The 15,161-nt window shown below is 40.9% G+C and carries 14 protein-coding genes; 2 read left to right on the top strand and 12 right to left on the bottom strand.

Annotation, left to right across the window (positions count from 1 at the left end):
- Nucleotides 1-3: 3 nt before the first annotated feature.
- Nucleotides 4-2,268 (bottom strand): CHASE2 domain-containing serine/threonine-protein kinase, encoded by a 2,265-nt coding sequence (locus FD725_RS15225; protein WP_179048898.1) that lies wholly within the window; start codon nt 2,266-2,268, stop codon nt 4-6.
- A gap of 177 nt (nt 2,269-2,445) precedes the next feature.
- Nucleotides 2,446-2,721, bottom strand: coding sequence for a hypothetical protein (locus tag FD725_RS15220; protein WP_179048897.1), 276 nt, complete (start codon nt 2,719-2,721; stop codon nt 2,446-2,448).
- Between the two features lie 221 nt (nt 2,722-2,942).
- On the opposite strand from FD725_RS15220, the gene FD725_RS15215 reads away from it, so the two are divergent.
- A complete protein-coding gene (locus FD725_RS15215) occupies nt 2,943-3,548 on the top strand; it encodes a YdcF family protein (RefSeq protein ID WP_179048896.1) in 606 nt (201 codons plus the stop codon).
- Here FD725_RS15215 and FD725_RS15210 read toward each other — a convergent pair.
- From FD725_RS15210 to FD725_RS15180, 7 genes are all read right to left on the bottom strand, one after another.
- A complete protein-coding gene (locus FD725_RS15210) occupies nt 3,538-3,927 on the bottom strand; it encodes a hypothetical protein (protein WP_256871624.1) in 390 nt (129 codons plus the stop codon). The genes FD725_RS15215 and FD725_RS15210 overlap by 11 nt on opposite strands.
- 522 nt (nt 3,928-4,449) lie before the next feature.
- Nucleotides 4,450-5,253, bottom strand: coding sequence for an aminoglycoside N(3)-acetyltransferase (locus tag FD725_RS15205; protein ID WP_179048895.1), 804 nt, complete (start codon nt 5,251-5,253; stop codon nt 4,450-4,452).
- Nucleotides 5,254-5,338: 85 nt separating this feature from the next.
- Nucleotides 5,339-5,668 (bottom strand): ribulose bisphosphate carboxylase small subunit, encoded by a 330-nt coding sequence (locus FD725_RS15200; RefSeq protein WP_179048894.1) that lies wholly within the window; start codon nt 5,666-5,668, stop codon nt 5,339-5,341.
- 55 nt (nt 5,669-5,723) lie between these two features.
- Entirely contained in the window at nt 5,724-6,131 is a 408-nt protein-coding gene (locus FD725_RS15195) for a chaperonin family protein RbcX (RefSeq protein ID WP_179048893.1), read from the bottom strand.
- Nucleotides 6,132-6,228: 97 nt separating this feature from the next.
- On the bottom strand, nt 6,229-7,659 hold the full coding sequence (locus FD725_RS15190; protein WP_179048892.1) for a form I ribulose bisphosphate carboxylase large subunit: 1,431 nt from the start codon (nt 7,657-7,659) through the stop codon (nt 6,229-6,231).
- 935 nt (nt 7,660-8,594) lie between these two features.
- Nucleotides 8,595-9,614, bottom strand: a complete 1,020-nt coding sequence (locus FD725_RS15185) for a hypothetical protein (protein WP_179048891.1) — start codon at nt 9,612-9,614, stop codon at nt 8,595-8,597.
- Between the two features lie 741 nt (nt 9,615-10,355).
- Nucleotides 10,356-11,105, bottom strand: a complete 750-nt coding sequence (locus FD725_RS15180) for a hypothetical protein (RefSeq protein ID WP_179048890.1) — start codon at nt 11,103-11,105, stop codon at nt 10,356-10,358.
- A gap of 692 nt (nt 11,106-11,797) precedes the next feature.
- Here FD725_RS15180 and FD725_RS15175 point away from each other — a divergent pair.
- Entirely contained in the window at nt 11,798-12,127 is a 330-nt protein-coding gene (locus tag FD725_RS15175; RefSeq protein ID WP_372726678.1) for a hypothetical protein, read from the top strand.
- Nucleotides 12,128-12,210: 83 nt separating this feature from the next.
- On the opposite strand, the gene FD725_RS15170 is transcribed toward FD725_RS15175, so the two are convergent.
- The 3 genes from FD725_RS15170 to FD725_RS15160 form a co-directional block, all read right to left on the bottom strand.
- A complete protein-coding gene (locus FD725_RS15170) occupies nt 12,211-12,534 on the bottom strand; it encodes a DUF2103 domain-containing protein (protein ID WP_179048888.1) in 324 nt (107 codons plus the stop codon).
- Nucleotides 12,535-12,539: 5 nt separating this feature from the next.
- Entirely contained in the window at nt 12,540-12,866 is a 327-nt protein-coding gene (clpS, locus tag FD725_RS15165) for an ATP-dependent Clp protease adapter ClpS (RefSeq protein ID WP_179048887.1), read from the bottom strand.
- Nucleotides 12,867-13,023: 157 nt separating this feature from the next.
- The gene (locus tag FD725_RS15160; protein WP_179048886.1) at nt 13,024-15,048 is read right to left on the bottom strand and encodes an FAD-dependent oxidoreductase; all 2,025 of its coding nucleotides are present in this window, start codon (nt 15,046-15,048) and stop codon (nt 13,024-13,026) included.
- Nucleotides 15,049-15,161: the final 113 nt, after the last annotated feature.

The raw sequence follows: 15,161 nt of genomic DNA, 5'->3' as shown, positions 1-15,161 counted from the left end.
AGTTTATCTACTCGTTTTATGAGAAACTCGCGCTGCTGATGATGTGTGGATGAAATCAGCGATTTGGTTTAAGTCTTGTAAAACTGCGGCAACTGATTGATAGCGATCGCTAAAATGATAACGCACCATTTTATCTAAAATCTGTGCTAATTCTTCACTTACTTGTGTTGTCTGTCGCCACATCACATTACCCGTTTGTGGGTCTGGCTGGAGTTCTTGAGGTAATATACCAGTCAAGGCTTGAATCCCCATCATGCCCACAGCATAGATATCACTAGCCAAGCGGGGATGACCTGCAAATTGTTCTGGTGGAGAATAGCCCCGTGTGCCGATAGCTACTGTTGCTAATTCTGTTTTTTCATCGGTTGGTGGTTGCATTAATTTGACTGCACCAAAGTCAATTAATACTAATCGCTGATCTGCTGCCGACCTAATAATATTAGCTGGTTTCACATCCCGATGAATTACGCGATGTTCATGGACAAATGCTAAAATCTCTAAAATTCCTTTGATCATCTCAACCACAAAAACTTCACTCTGGACATTTTTCATCGGTGGTAACTCTTCACTTAAAGTATGTCCAGGAATATATTCTTCAACTAAATAAAACTCGTCATTTATTTCAAAATAAGCCAACAGTCCAGGAATTTGCGGATGTTTACCCAACGCTTCTAAAATCTCTGCTTCCGTAATAAATAACCTCCGTGCCACTTGCAGAAATTTTGTATCCCTGCGTGCCGGCATTAATTTTTTCACCACACAAGTAGGATTCCCCGGCCTTTGAGTATCCTGAGCTAAATAGGTACGACCAAACCCACCAGCAGCCAAGACTTTGGAGATATCATAACGACCCGCCAACAACAATTCACCAGTATTTTGGGCTGGTGTGACTGTGGCAGAGGTAGTATGAGAATGTTGGTCATAGAGGGCTGTGGTACTGTCAGGGGCTTGAGTATCCTGCAAGAGGATATTTAACTGCTCAATTACCTCTTGTTGTTTTTCTACTTGCAGCATAATGACTTTGGTTTGCTGCTGTGTGCGATATGTAGTGTAAGTCATTACACTCACACCACTCATCACTAAGGCTAAAGCTGGGGGAATCAAGGGTATCCATCCGGCTTGGAGGAAGACACCAGCACAGATTCCCACCAAAACAGTCAGGGCTATACTCCCGACTATGGCGAGTAATAACGGATGTCGCCACCGCCATCCTAAAAGACTACCAACTAATGACCAACCCCACACCCAGATCAATTCTGCCCAGTCAGGCCAGTACCAAATGAGAGTTCTTCCATCCAAGACCGTACTGAGTAACTGACTGGCTATCTGTGCGTGGATAAAAATCGGCGGCGTTCTCACTGGTTGCCCTGGTGCAGCACTGTAAGGTGTATATAAGCCAGGATGAACACTAGGGGCAGTTGTGCCAATCATCACTAAACGGTCTTTAACCAAATTAGGGTCAACTTGATTATTTAAAACTTGCGTGAGTGTGACTGTTTGAGCTAAGTAATTAGGATGGCGGTAATTTAATAATATTTGATAACCTTTAGCATCCACACCTTCATAGCTACCAGAATTAGATGTGAGGATGGGAAAGACTTTTTTACCCAAACGAAAATTATGTTTGGCAAAATCTACGTGAATATCTGTTTGTTCTAAATAGCTAATGGCTGCTAAAGCCGCAGATGAAAATTGCGTCGCACATTTACTATCCGTAGGTTCAAAAAATAGCAAAGCACGACGGACAATTTGATCTTCCTCTGTGTCAGGCATCAAATCGTTATAGCCGACATTTTCTATAGGAAAATTAGGTGGTGGGGGAATTTCTGCCCTACCCATGCTACTAGATAAGCAAGTGCTAAGAATAACCCTGTGATGTTCTAGCCAAACACCTAAATCTTTTTGATTTGGTCGGTAAATATTCAGAGCAATGACACGTGGTTGATAAGATTCTAATCTAGCTAGCAGTTTGTCAATAATCTCATCCGACAGAGGCCATTTGGTTTTTGCTAAATCCTCTTCCGTTACCGTCACCAGCAAAATTCGTGAGTCTGGTGCTTCTGTGGGACGAGAACGCAGCATTTGATCGTAAGCTTTCAACTCCCAAGACTGCAACCATTTTAATTCCCTCACGCCCCATACCAAAGCCGTGACTCCCAGACTAGTGACTAAAACTATTTGCCACCAGTGCTTACTAGTAGTCGTATCACGATAACTATGATCTTTGACAAACGCAGTTCGGAGTTTATGAGAGATTGCACTAATCACGACACAGGGGCAGTTGCCTAAATTGGATTAAAAGCTAATTAATTGCAGCTTTATTTAATTTAGCAAGTTAATGGCTGGAGGCGATACCTACGGTAAGCTACCGCTAACGCAGTTTTTAACCAGAACCCAAAAGCTAAAGACTAAAGAAGATACTCAGCACTCAGCACTCATCACTCATTACTCCCCACCCTCTAATTCCTTTTGTGCAACTTGACTAGACGCAGCCAGAGGAATGGAATTGACAGACGAGGAATCTAACTGGGATTGTTCTAGTGATGCGTCAAGGGTTGTGTCAGTGAAATAATAGCCAATAATTTTGTCATAGTTAGAAGCAACAGCCAAAAAAGCTCCCCCTAAAATATAGATGGGTAATGGCAGTGTAAACCCTTGCAACCAGTCAAATAATTCCGCCAAAGCAAACAACAGCAAAAAACAAGCAATCCATACCTTCATTTTGTCATCCTCTGTGTGTAAACAAATCTATTTATTAAGATATCGGAATGGGGAGTGAGAGAGTGCTGAGTGCTGAGTGAGGGAGTGAGAGAGTGCTGAGTGCTGAGTGAAGGAGTGAGGGATAAGAAGAGAATCTGTTGACGAATGACCAATAACTATTGACTATTGACTATTGACCAATGACTAATGACTAATGACCATTGACTATTAACCATTTAATCATGCACAAAAAAAATCGAATTCCTCATCGTAAACTAATTTTTATTACTGTCACATCTGCACTGTTATTTGCTATTGTCTCTACCGCAACTAGTATTTATGTGTATGGTAATAATAGTCAAAATATCAAAGCTGATGCCGCCATTGTTCTTGGCGCAGCCGTCTGGGGAGAACAACCTTCACCAGTGTTTCGAGAAAGAATTAATCATGCCATTAATTTGTATAAAAATGGCAATGTGAATAAAATCATTTTTACTGGCGGAGTTGGAGACAGTAATGAACTTGCCGAAGCTGTTGTTGGTCAACGCTATGCCATAGATAAAGGAATAAAATCGAGCGATATATTGACAGAAACGCAGTCTCGTACAACTCACCAAAACCTAAAAAATGCTCTAGAAGTCATCCGCAATCATCAACAATTAACTAAATTTTTGATTGTCAGCGATCCGTTACATTTAAAACGAGCAGTATTAATGGCAAAAAACTTAGGAATAGATGCTTATCCTGCACCTACTCCTACAACTCGCTATCGCAGTTTACAAAGTCAAATGGAATTTTTAGGGCGAGAAACTTATTTTTATCTTGTCTACTTGGTATTTAAAATTTAGTCACTGTTACTCTTAAACCTGAATCGAGGCGAGGGACTTTAAAATATTCCACTGGTTCGACACGTTGCGCTGATCTATTATCTCTTGGTTTGGCGCATTCTTTTAAGAGCGTATCGGCATTATTCAGTAAATCTAGAGGGTTAAGATTTTCACAATTGCGTTCTTGGATTAAAGAAACAGAGTTATTTGTCAGATTATTAGTTTCGTTGTTGACATTAGTCCACTTACTATTTAGGGTTGCGGGTTCTGTTGTCAACGCTGCTGCTTGCTGCTGTTGGATGATTGGTTCAGAAAGGGTTGCTGGGTTAGCGTAGGCACTTTGATTGAGTGCGATCGCACTTATGACAATAACTACAGCTACAGGTAAGGATTTCATCATGGCAACACTCAAAAATAAATTTTAGCCTAAAAATCAATCAGTATAGTTCTAGCAAAAACAGCCGCAGAAATAATGTTTATTCACTAAAGTAAACAAATTTTCTGAATATAAAAAAGCTAATACCAATTTAAGTAATCTTTACGACACATGAAGACTTTAAGGATGTACGCAGTACACCCCTACCAAGGCAATTATAATTAGCCGTAACGCATCATATTACATGGCAGTGCGTTAGAGGACGTTTGAAAAGTCTGTTTCTTTGTCATGTTGAATGCAGCGTAGCGGAATGAAACATCTCGGTATGTGCCACAAAACCTAGATTCTTCCTTATGCTCCGCTCCAGTCAGAATGACATTTTTATACCTACTAAAACTTTTCAAACACCCTCTTAGACGCTAGTGGCGTGTCTACACTAGAATAGTGCATCATCATCCGCGTCTACCTGCGTCCATTTGCGGTTAATTTTAAATCTATTGCCACATTTTAATCTGCTCACTCCACTACCGTAATTTTATTTATACTTTATAAATAATCTCTCAACCAAGTAACCGCAAAATCAACAGCATTTCTCATATTAAATAGTTTGCTTTGTGCAGAACCAACGGTAGAAATTTTCACTTCACCAGTTTTTTCCCAAGCTTCGCCTATTTCCACAAAACAGCTACTATCAAAATCAATATCTGAGAACCATTGCCAAATTGGTTGTCCAGCTTCTAGAATAGGCGCGCCCCTTTTAACTGGCTTTCCTCGACCAACTCTATACTCAGCTAAATGAAAACTCGTACAATTTTCATATCCAACTCCCAATAACAATACCCAGGCATTCAGATCATAGAGACGTGCTAACGGTGAATTTTCACCTAAAGAGTAGTCCAGAGAATGATCTAAAACTATCTTTTCAGCATCTTTTCCCCAAGCAGCAAAAGAAACCTGTGGATGAGAACTGCGCAACACATTTTCCGAAGTTCGGAAGGTTTCAACAATTTTTCCCATCCCTCGCGTTGGAGTTACTTTCGGGTCGAAAGCTGGCATAGTTTCACGAATAATAGACCACCACTCTTGAGGAACTGGTGGTTTTTGCCAGCTAACAGGATCAGACAAATCACCAGAATGGGTAGGCATTACCAAATTTCCGGCTGGCGTAATTACATCCATCAATGCTTGAACTACTGCAACTGAACCGCCACAAACCCAACCAAGTGAACTAAGAGATGAATGGACTATTACGGTCATATTTGAGTTTAGGCCTGCATTGAATAAGTCCGTGGCTAGACTATGGCGAGTGCGAGGTGATGGTGTGCTGGCAATTACTTGCGATTCACTCATATAAAAAATCTTCCAAGACAAGAAAAGAGAGGTAAAACTGTTTACCTCTCTTTATATAGATGAATTATTTAAACCAAATCAGTTTTTAGTATCTGCTGGGTTTGTGAACAATGAAGCTGAGAATTTGACACTGCTTGATGTTGTCAAAACCTACAACACGGATGTAGTGGGTAGGATATTGAGAACGGCAAGATTGAACTTCTGCCAATACTTCGCGGGAAGTTTTTGCACCAAATAAAGGCAATTTCCACATTGTCCAATACAGTTCGGTAGGCTCAGAAGTTTCGTTGAACTCAACTGCTGGAATATAGCCTTGGCTCAAAATGTATTGAACTTGCTTTTCGATTTGAACGTCGGTGAGGGGAGGTAAATAAGAAAGGGTTTCGTAACGACGCTCTTTTGGTAGGGTTTGCATGGCTGGTAATAATGGATTGGTATATTTTTGACGACTTGAAAACAGGTATGGATACTTAACTGGATAAATTATCCAAGTTAGGATCAGAACTTGCTTGTTCCCCTAATTCCAGGCTGACGTTAGATAAACTCAGTTGCGTCATGCGTTCTAGATGCTGACGGCGTTGTTCCATGTTGGCTTGTTGAATACCAGCACGAACCATTTCCGGTAAAAAGTCGGCAACTTCCTCAACTATGTGTTCTCTGACTGTCATAATCCGTAACGCCAAGTCAGGCTTTTCCCGGAATAACTGTTCGAGATATACTTCTCCGTCTTGAACTTTTCCGGCAGAAAAGTTGTGCAGCCAGATAGACAAGGGAGGATTAGTTTCGCTTAACTGTGCCATCACAGTCCGCAGTGCCTGATATGTCAGGTAACTTTGGAGAGTTCTCGCTGTATCTTTCGCAATTTGCTTGAGGTTCATGCTTGATCCAGCCCAGAATTTAAGTAGAAAGTAAAAAGTAAAAAGTGGAAATAAAAATTTTCTTTTACCTTTTAACTTTTTACCTTTTACTTGAGGATCAGACGGTATCTACGGCCTCAAACTCGAATTTGATTTCTTTCCACAGTTCGCAAGCCACAGCTAACTCAGGAGACCACTTAGCAGCTTCGCGGATAATGTCATTACCTTCACGGGCCAAGTTGCGACCTTCGTTACGAGCTTGAACGCAAGCTTCTAAAGCTACGCGGTTAGCTGTAGCACCAGGAGCGTTACCCCAGGGGTGTCCCAGAGTACCACCACCGAATTGTAGTACGGAGTCATCTCCAAAGATTTCTACTAGAGCAGGCATATGCCAGATATGGATACCACCGGAAGCAACTGCCATTACGCCAGGTAGAGAAGCCCAGTCTTGAGTAAAGTAAATACCACGAGACTTGTCTTGCTCGATATAGTTTTCACGCAATAGGTCAACGAAGCCCATTGTGATGCCACGTTCACCTTCCAATTTACCAACCACTGTACCGGTGTGGATGTGGTCACCACCAGATAGACGTAGGGCTTTAGCTAATACACGGAAGTGAATACCGTGGTTCTTTTGACGGTCGATAACTGCGTGCATCGCGCGGTGGATGTGCAGTAGAATACCGTTGTCACGACACCAACGAGCCAAGGTGGTGTTAGCGGTGAAACCTGCGGTTAGGTAGTCGTGCATGATGATGGGCTGCTTGAGTTCTTTGGCAAACTCAGCCCGCTTGAGCATTTCTTCGCAAGTAGGTGCAGTTACGTTCAGGTAGTGACCTTTGATTTCACCAGTTTCGGCTTGGGCTTTGCTGATGGCTTCAGCTACAAACAAGAAGCGATCGCGCCATCTTTGGAATGGTGCAGAGTTGATGTTTTCGTCGTCTTTAGTGAAGTCCAAACCACCGCGCAAACACTCGTATACAGCGCGTCCATAGTTCTTCGCAGACAGACCTAATTTAGGTTTGATGGTACAACCCAACAAAGGACGACCATATTTGTTGATTTTGTCACGCTCAACTTGGATACCGTGAGGAGGCCCTTGGAAGGTCTTGATGTAAGCTACAGGAAAGCGTAGGTCTTCCAAACGCAATGCTCGCAGAGCTTTAAAACCAAATACGTTACCGACAATTGAGGTTAAAACGTTGGTGATAGAGCCTTCTTCAAACAGATCCAGGGGATAGGCAATGTAAGCAATAAATTGGTTGTCTTCGCCGGGAACAGGTTCGATGTCATAACAACGACCTTTGTAACGATCTAGGTCGGTCAACAAGTCAGTCCATACAGTCGTCCAAGTACCAGTAGAAGACTCAGCCGCTACCGCCGCAGCCGCTTCCTCAAAAGGAACTCCGGGCTGGGGTGTAACACGGAACGCCGCCAGAATATCTGTATCTTTTGGTGTGTAATCAGGTGTGTAATAAGTTAGTCTGTAATCTTGAACCCCGGCTTTATACCCAGCTTTTGCTTGAGTCTTCGTTTGAGCGTAAGACATATCTATCCTTCCAAGATGTCACTCTTTTTACTTATCAAACCACGTTTGGGTGCAATTTCCTCTCACACTCGTCTTGCATCCCCGTTAACCAGGAGAAAAACAGGAACAATTTTTTGCTAGAGGTTGTCTCTGGTAGAGGTTGGCTATGTTGTGCCACTAACCCTTGACTATAGCTGTCAGCCTTTTTATCAGTGCTTTGCCGATCCAAGGTTACTTAAAAGTTAGAGCTGTGCTTTTCCTCTTGCCATAGTTAAAAAAATTCTCTTTTATCTGTTCCTCTTACCCCACAAAACTGCTTTCATCCCACCACAACTTCCTTTTTTACGGAAATTATGAGGTCATACGCCTATATTTCTGGTTTTTTCCGGAAATCGGGCTGCTTTATCCACATTTCCGCTTCCGCACTCTCGCTGACTTCCTTCACATACAGGAAACTAGCTACGAGTCAATTTGCTTAACGGATGTTTAGCAAAGCCACAAGCGAAAGATCAAAAAATTGCCTGCCACGTAATTTGTAACTTGTCTCACAATATATCAAGAAATTGCATAAGTTATTCTTTGAAAGTTCTTAACTTATTTATTTGAATTTGTTATTACATAAAGTTTTAAACATTTTGTTAAGAGTAATTTACAAAAGTAAACTTTGGCTGTAACGGTCAAGATAAATACCGTAAAATAGCCACACAAAAGTTTAAAAATATACATAATATCCCAAAAAAAGTTATAAGTACTTGAACAAACTCACATTTCATGGTCACTGCTCACTTAACAAAAGTTAAAGTTGAGATGTGATGCGTGATTAAATTTGCACAAGTACTTATTAGTTACGTCAAACCTACATCAATCCTTGTATCTGCTTAAATTTTGGCAGATAAGGATCGATGTAGGATTTATTGTTAGTTGGGATTAAATTCCCTTAGCACATTTCCCAGGAATTAACCATTAATACCTTCGTTAACAATTGTGAAACCTTCATAATCAGTGCTGCCACTAAGAGCATTTGGTAAGTTTACTACACCAATTAACGTTGCAGTGGCAAAGCCAGCACCGTTGGTTCCTGTAGCACTACCTAAACTCAAACCTGATGCGTTGAGTTCGTCTTCGTAGCCTGTGATTTCGTAGAGGAATCCGTTCTCTAACAAAGCTATCAGTCTTTGAGGGCTAGTATCTGTGTTACCAGGGAAAGGAACTCTGGTAAACGCTAGTCCAGAATCTTTGTTAGCTGCAAGAAGTTGGTTTGTTTCGGAATCTCTCAACTGAATTGGTGCAGACAACTGACCAGTCAGCAAATCAACTTTGTGAAGTTGCGCTCCATCTCCATCTACATTGCTGAAATCGCTGCCAAATGCACGAGTGCGCCCTGGAGTTAGATTATCAACAGCTAATCCATCAGCATATATTCCAGGATTGGTGGGTGTAGTTCCTGCTGTTTCAGCAGCAGTGGGTGTGGCATCTATAATCTGAATAGTATTGGCACTGGTTCCACTCAAACCAAGTTTGTAAAGTGATGTGCCGACTGGGCCATCACTAGCGTCAGCGTTTGCTCCCAGGTTGTATAGAACTGCTGGTGGGTTTGTAGCTACAGAAAAATCACGCCCAAAGTCAGCACCAGTTTCGCTACCAAAGCGATTTAGTGTGGCTGGTACTCTGTTTTGTGTAACAGCAACAGGAGCTGGAGAAGGGAAAGGTCTATCAATACTGCTAACCCGAACAGTTGTTCCGCCGAAATTTGGTTCATTAACAGCACTAACTCTGCCGTTGGTATAGTTAGTTCCTAAACCTTCTAAATCTGGGTTACCAGTAACATTAACAGTCACTGTGCCGACTAGCTCAGGACTAATAATTCTTGCACTTACAGGAGGTACAGGAATCAGGAAGCGATAAACCTGGAATTGTTCTCCCGCGAGGGTAGAATTGACATCAACATCGCCGATTGTATAACCGTAAAGAGCCATTGATAATTCTCCTTGTTTATACTCGTCAGATTTAGGAAACAACTCAATCTAGAATCGGCCTTGTAACAGCAAGTTTGTCTCTTGTGGTAATTACTAATTAGTAATTGAATGAAAACCACGAGTAAGGTTTTTCTAATTACCAATTATCAAATTGATAAGTAGTAAACTACCTTATTCAACTTATGACTGTTAAAAGGCTATAAGAACTCGAACTCAATGCTGTTATCGCTACTAATTGGTCAACAACACTTCTGCGTCTAGTAGTAAATCTTCCTAGAATCAAAAGAGTTATTATCTCAATAGTCATATCAAGTTAGTGAATTTCACGTTGAAACGTACTTGGAAGATGCCAAAGACGTTAAAAGAATTTCACCAGAGTGATTTAACGATTGGTGTAGTATTATAGATCCTCTTTAATTTGTGTTTATCAAAACATTTTTGAGAGGATATTGCTTGTTTTTTTCACTCTAAGTGAACTCTATTTGAGGAGTATTAAGAATAGCTTTTCTAGTTTTTAAGGTTTAAAAAATTTCTGGTTAAGAGCGATTTTTTATTCTTTATTAAAGAAATAAATACTTATGTTATCTTTGTAATAAGCGATGTCAAAAAATAATCAGATATAAAGTATATTTAGAGATAATTAGTCACAGAAAATATAATTGATATCATGACGCACTGTCAGATAAATTAGTGCGTCACACTAGGAGATAAAAAACTCTAATTAAGGTTGACTTTTCGCGTTTAGTTCTGCTTAAATAGACCTTTCTGATTTTTGAGTTTGTAAGCTGAAGCTAGCCCTAAGCTGGTATACATTAATAACGCACTAATACTGGAATATTCAGGAATTTCTTGAGTTGTTTGTCGTATTGGGGTGACGTTGATTGTGAGAGAAAAAGTATCAATACCGTTACCAATAGCTCCTAAATCACCGCTTCTCAGTCCTATTTCAAATTGTCCTGCCAGTTGAGTGGGATTACTACCATCATTTAATTGTGCTAGATAACTGGTTTGAAATACTAAAAAGCCATCATCATACCAGCTTCCCAAAGCCGAATTATAAGTCACAGGAGTGAGGAAATCTATACCATTATTACTACCAGAAAAAAAGTCACTAATATCCAATCTCCATTCTCTGACTGGTGCTAATCCAATGGTAGTACCTGGAGGAATAAATCCAGAATTAGATCCTGTCGTTAGCAGAAAATTTATGTCGTAGCTATTCGAGGGCGATCGCTGAAGATTGGTAGTTAATTTTAGATCATCAAAAAAATCAAAATTAGAATTGAAGGAAGCATCTGTTTGTCCAAATTCCAAGCTGGAAACTTGGTGACTAGCTACTGTGTCTACTGACGAGAGAATCAAAAAAGCTGCGTCAAACTCATCGTCTATCACTAAGTTTTGAGTCTGTGCGTTAGCTATGTGACTAGTTAGGAGAGTCAAGCTTAAGGATAAACAGGTAGCTGCCAAAGTTGTACAGTTCAGGATAGACATATTTTTGAAGATGAATTGTTGAGATGAATGGGACGAATTTTCAGCAGAAAAATAGTCAAGATTGGCAAAGCAAGTTGCTTGTTTGTGCAAGTTTCTACGAAAATTCAACAAGCGTGTTGTCAAAAGCCTGTGAAATTAATAATGTGACAACTCATAGATGTTTGAGTTGCTATATTCCTTAGCTATTGATAATTGCAATCAAAGATTAGCAATCATACTTAAAAAATCAATTAAGACTCTATTAAGCTTTAGCGGCTAAAAAATTGGAGATCAAAAAGTTTTTGCCAAAGTGCAAACTACCGAAATTCAGAGAATACAGAAACTAATACCGCTACACTCAACCTACAATTTTTTAGAAACAATAGAGACGTTGCATTGCAACGTCTCTATTGGAATCATATTTAATTTTTGTTGGCGTAGCCTGTGCTTACACAAAAAAACTCAGTACACCTCTATTACTTCTTTTTCTGTTACCTGTTACCTGTTACCTGTTCCCTACCTACGCAAGAAATTTCAATAATCAAGTCAGATCCCTATAGCTACGCTATAGTTATTACCATTGTAAAAAATATATATTCATCGTTGCATTTTTTTACAAAAGTATTGGTGTTATATTGCAGTTTGTTACTATTTTGTGTAGTCAAGAGGAATATTCCTTTAGACTGAATCTCAATTACAAAAAATTGGGATAAATGCAGATGCACACAATTAATTTCTTGTGCCACGGATTTGTAGTTGCTGTATCTTTTGTGGCTTGTATTATTGGTTTAGTGCTGCTGTGGGATAGCAAGGATACAAAAAATGATGACCGGGACGAAACCGAGAAAATTCTGTTTAGAATGAGCTTTAGTTATTGGTTAGTTTATTGTGTAGCTTTTGGTTTGGAAAAGCTGGTGTTTCCTAACTATGAACCGATGATGATGACATTGAAAATCACTACAGCTTTGTCATATTTTTTAACTTTTTCTTGTATCTTGAGTTTGCCACTACATAAATTTGCAGTACATCAAGTTGAGGAGTAGTTATTTAGTCATTGGTCATTAGTCATTAGTCATTAGTTACTCAGTGAAATGCTGGCTTTAGACTTTGAACTATTGAGCAAATTTTATAGTTTCATGGCGATCGCAATCGTTTCTACCAGTTTATCCTGATCAAGCGTCGTCAGAATAAACACCTCTTGTACTGTTTTACCATGCCGGGCAATAATTTTATAGCCCCCCAGAATCGGTACAGACACACGCAATTGCATTTTCGGGGCATGACCTTTTGCTCTAGCAATAACTCCTGGTGTCACAGTTTGAATGCCATGCTGCTGACATAAACGCTCTAAAATGGGTATGAGTCCAGGAATATGGGTCGAATGATTCCAAACTAGTCTACCATCTTTGTGAGTATTAGCTTTTTGGTGGTCGGGTGTCGATTTGCCCATGATAATTAAGCAGCCTCTAGAGGAGCCATAGTTAATCCGGCTCGACGCAGTTGTTGGTGGTACAATTCTGCTGGCTCCTGGGGGCCTACCCAAACGATCGCTTGTCCTTCATAATGAACTTGGTTAGTCAAATCCCAAGCCAAATCTCCAGTCATCCCCGGAATATACTTCATCAAACACTCAGCGACGTGTTGAAAAGTATTAAAGTCATCATTCAAAACGATCACTTTATAATTCGGGTAATGCTTACGGACTGTTTGACTAGACTTTTCTGGAGTGACAGTTGGTGCTGTACTCATGGCATAAATATCTGTTGAAAGTTTTGTAAACATATAAGAGTAAATCACAAGGATTTTACAAAACTACACTACAAATAAATAGTTTAGTCTATAAGTCGGCAGAGAGAAGGACAAGAGAAAAAGAGGGCAAGAGAAAAGTAATTAGTCTCTCATGCCCCATATCCACGAGTTTTTACATTTTGAATTGTTATTACCGCCAGTCTTCCCAATTTTCGTTAAAGATGGAAGTATCAGGGAAAGCTGTTGGGTTGCCGTTTTTTTCTAATAGACGTTTGAGGGCTTGTAGTTGGGGTTCTGGTTTGGGTAAATTGTCTACTAATTGGTAAGGTGCAACTCCATTTTTCAAGGAGAAGGCAGCAATAGTTCCCGCAGCTGCGCCAGATGACCATTCAAAGGAGTGGACGCGATAAGCAGCAGCAGCTATATGACTAGTAGCAATGCTTTTACCACCTACTAATAAGTTATCAATTTTTTGGGGAATCATTGCTCTCAGGGCAATTTGGAAAGGATAGGCTTGTCCACCACCGCGCCTTTCTCCTGGACGTTCTTTGTTACCGGGGGCTTCTGGTGGGCTATTTACCATGCAGGGATGAAAGTCAATCGCGTAGTGACCAATACCCACCGCATCGGGGAAGATGGTAGAACGAGTCCGTCTGAGGGCTTTATCGGGGGAAACTTGCCCAGAAATAACTGATACTGCTTCTAAACCTGCCAATGCCGCTTTTAGTTGCCGATACATATCTGCTGGCAAGGTTTGGCGATAGTACTCATCATTGTAATCTCGACGAGAAATATCAATTTCCCAAATGCTAAACCCTCCGGGTTGTCCCCAACTAGGACGGCCGATAATGCGTCTGCCTTCCCGCATATAGGGATATTTTGATAAACCGTGGGCTGTTCCCATTGGGGAATTTAGTCCGGTTAATAAACGGTTATTTGTTTGTTGCTGCTTCACACCTTGCCCTAATTGGGAATCTGTGGTTCCTGCTACTAACCAGTAGTAGTAAGCCAGGGCGTTTTCTTCACCTTTACGCAGGGTTTGGGTTCGTAGCCCACCCATCCAACCACCGGGTTTTAATTGTCCTGTACTTTGTAACTGCTGACGAGTGTAAACTAGGTTATCTTTAGCTGTACCGGGGCGATAGTCGTTACCCCAAGTCCAGTTTTGCATGGAGATGTCCCCTGGTGTGGGGGCAGAAAAATTTACGCCGTTAAATGTTACGGGTTGTCCTTTGGTGGGACTCCAGATGCGACGATAGGTAAAAACTAAGCCAAAATTTGCTAGCCGTTGTAATTCGTAGCTGAAGTAGGGTGAGTATTGGAGATAAAAGGGTGGCATTTGCTGCGGTTGGGGTTCCTTAGTAGCCTCCATTGCAAAGGTGTAAGTAAAACCTTGGGTGCAGTAGGGGTCATTTTTGGTACTAGAAGAAGAAGGTTCTAGGTAGGAACGGGCATCAATACCTAAACGGTAAGGAACATCAGCTAAAGCAATAATTTCTCCAGTTTCGGTAGCATCAACGACATACCAATGAGGGCTACTTCCTTTGCTGGGTTGGGGGACTAGACGAATAATGGTTTTAGTGAACCGAGAGGAATTGCTGTAGCGATAAGCATCATCAATAGTTTGCGATAAAGGTAAGGTGTTGAGGGGGGGTGCGCCTTTTACGGGTTGATGTTGGATGGCGATCGCGCTATTAATTAATTTACCTTGAGTAATATCTAAATCTTTAATTACTGTGTTAGGGAACCACTCTAACTTGCCTTTGCCCTTTTTCTCAGCATCTTTGAGCATCTGTGCCAGAATTGTGTGAGCATCACGAGGCAGAAAACAGGAGTCACTGACCCAGCAATCACCAGGGTTAAGTTTACCGTACTTTTTCTGAATGCGATTTCGCAATTCCAAATAGCCACGAGAATAAAATTGTCGTCGGCGTTGAGTTGGACGTTCATCTAAGGCAGAGGTTCCTTGAGAGGAAATTTGTCCCCCCAACCAGTCTGTAATTTCCGTCAGACAAACCCTTCTCCCAGCCAATAACCCTTCATAAGCTGTGGCTACACCAGAAAGTCCACCACCTACGACTAAAATTTCACAGTTGACGGTTTTGTCTGGGGTTCTCGGTGGTGCAGCGACAATACCAGAATCAAAGATAGGTAAGAGGTAGCCAGAGATTAAGCTGAGACTGATGAGTGAGGCTACTTTATGTCTGCGCTTCATGATTTGAGAACTCTTTCTACTTTTGTGCCAACTTGTAGACGTTAGCATTCTCTAAAGGTTCACTACAAGCTGCTTGTGTATACACAGTAGACTTTTTAACAGTGAACAGTTAT

The sequence above is a fragment of the Nostoc sp. TCL26-01 genome, from assembly GCF_013393945.1.
Taxonomy (GTDB): domain Bacteria; phylum Cyanobacteriota; class Cyanobacteriia; order Cyanobacteriales; family Nostocaceae; genus Trichormus.
Note: the sequence above shows the minus strand (reverse complement) of the source record. Positions and strands in the feature narration are given on the sequence as shown.

Coding starts and splice junctions, on each gene's coding strand:
- FD725_RS15185 (WP_179048891.1), bottom strand. CDS start 9,614: ATGGCTCTTTACGGTTATACAATCGGCGATGTTGATGTCAATTCTACC.
- FD725_RS15215 (WP_179048896.1), top strand. CDS start 2,943: ATGCACAAAAAAAATCGAATTCCTCATCGTAAACTAATTTTTATTACT.
- FD725_RS15170 (WP_179048888.1), bottom strand. CDS start 12,534: ATGGGCAAATCGACACCCGACCACCAAAAAGCTAATACTCACAAAGAT.
- FD725_RS15200 (WP_179048894.1), bottom strand. CDS start 5,668: ATGCAAACCCTACCAAAAGAGCGTCGTTACGAAACCCTTTCTTATTTA.
- clpS (WP_179048887.1), bottom strand. CDS start 12,866: ATGTTTACAAAACTTTCAACAGATATTTATGCCATGAGTACAGCACCA.
- FD725_RS15210 (WP_256871624.1), bottom strand. CDS start 3,927: ATGATGAAATCCTTACCTGTAGCTGTAGTTATTGTCATAAGTGCGATC.
- FD725_RS15180 (WP_179048890.1), bottom strand. CDS start 11,105: ATGTCTATCCTGAACTGTACAACTTTGGCAGCTACCTGTTTATCCTTA.
- FD725_RS15205 (WP_179048895.1), bottom strand. CDS start 5,253: ATGAGTGAATCGCAAGTAATTGCCAGCACACCATCACCTCGCACTCGC.
- FD725_RS15220 (WP_179048897.1), bottom strand. CDS start 2,721: ATGAAGGTATGGATTGCTTGTTTTTTGCTGTTGTTTGCTTTGGCGGAA.
- FD725_RS15190 (WP_179048892.1), bottom strand. CDS start 7,659: ATGTCTTACGCTCAAACGAAGACTCAAGCAAAAGCTGGGTATAAAGCC.
- FD725_RS15175 (WP_372726678.1), top strand. CDS start 11,798: ATGCAGATGCACACAATTAATTTCTTGTGCCACGGATTTGTAGTTGCT.
- FD725_RS15195 (WP_179048893.1), bottom strand. CDS start 6,131: ATGAACCTCAAGCAAATTGCGAAAGATACAGCGAGAACTCTCCAAAGT.
- FD725_RS15160 (WP_179048886.1), bottom strand. CDS start 15,048: ATGAAGCGCAGACATAAAGTAGCCTCACTCATCAGTCTCAGCTTAATC.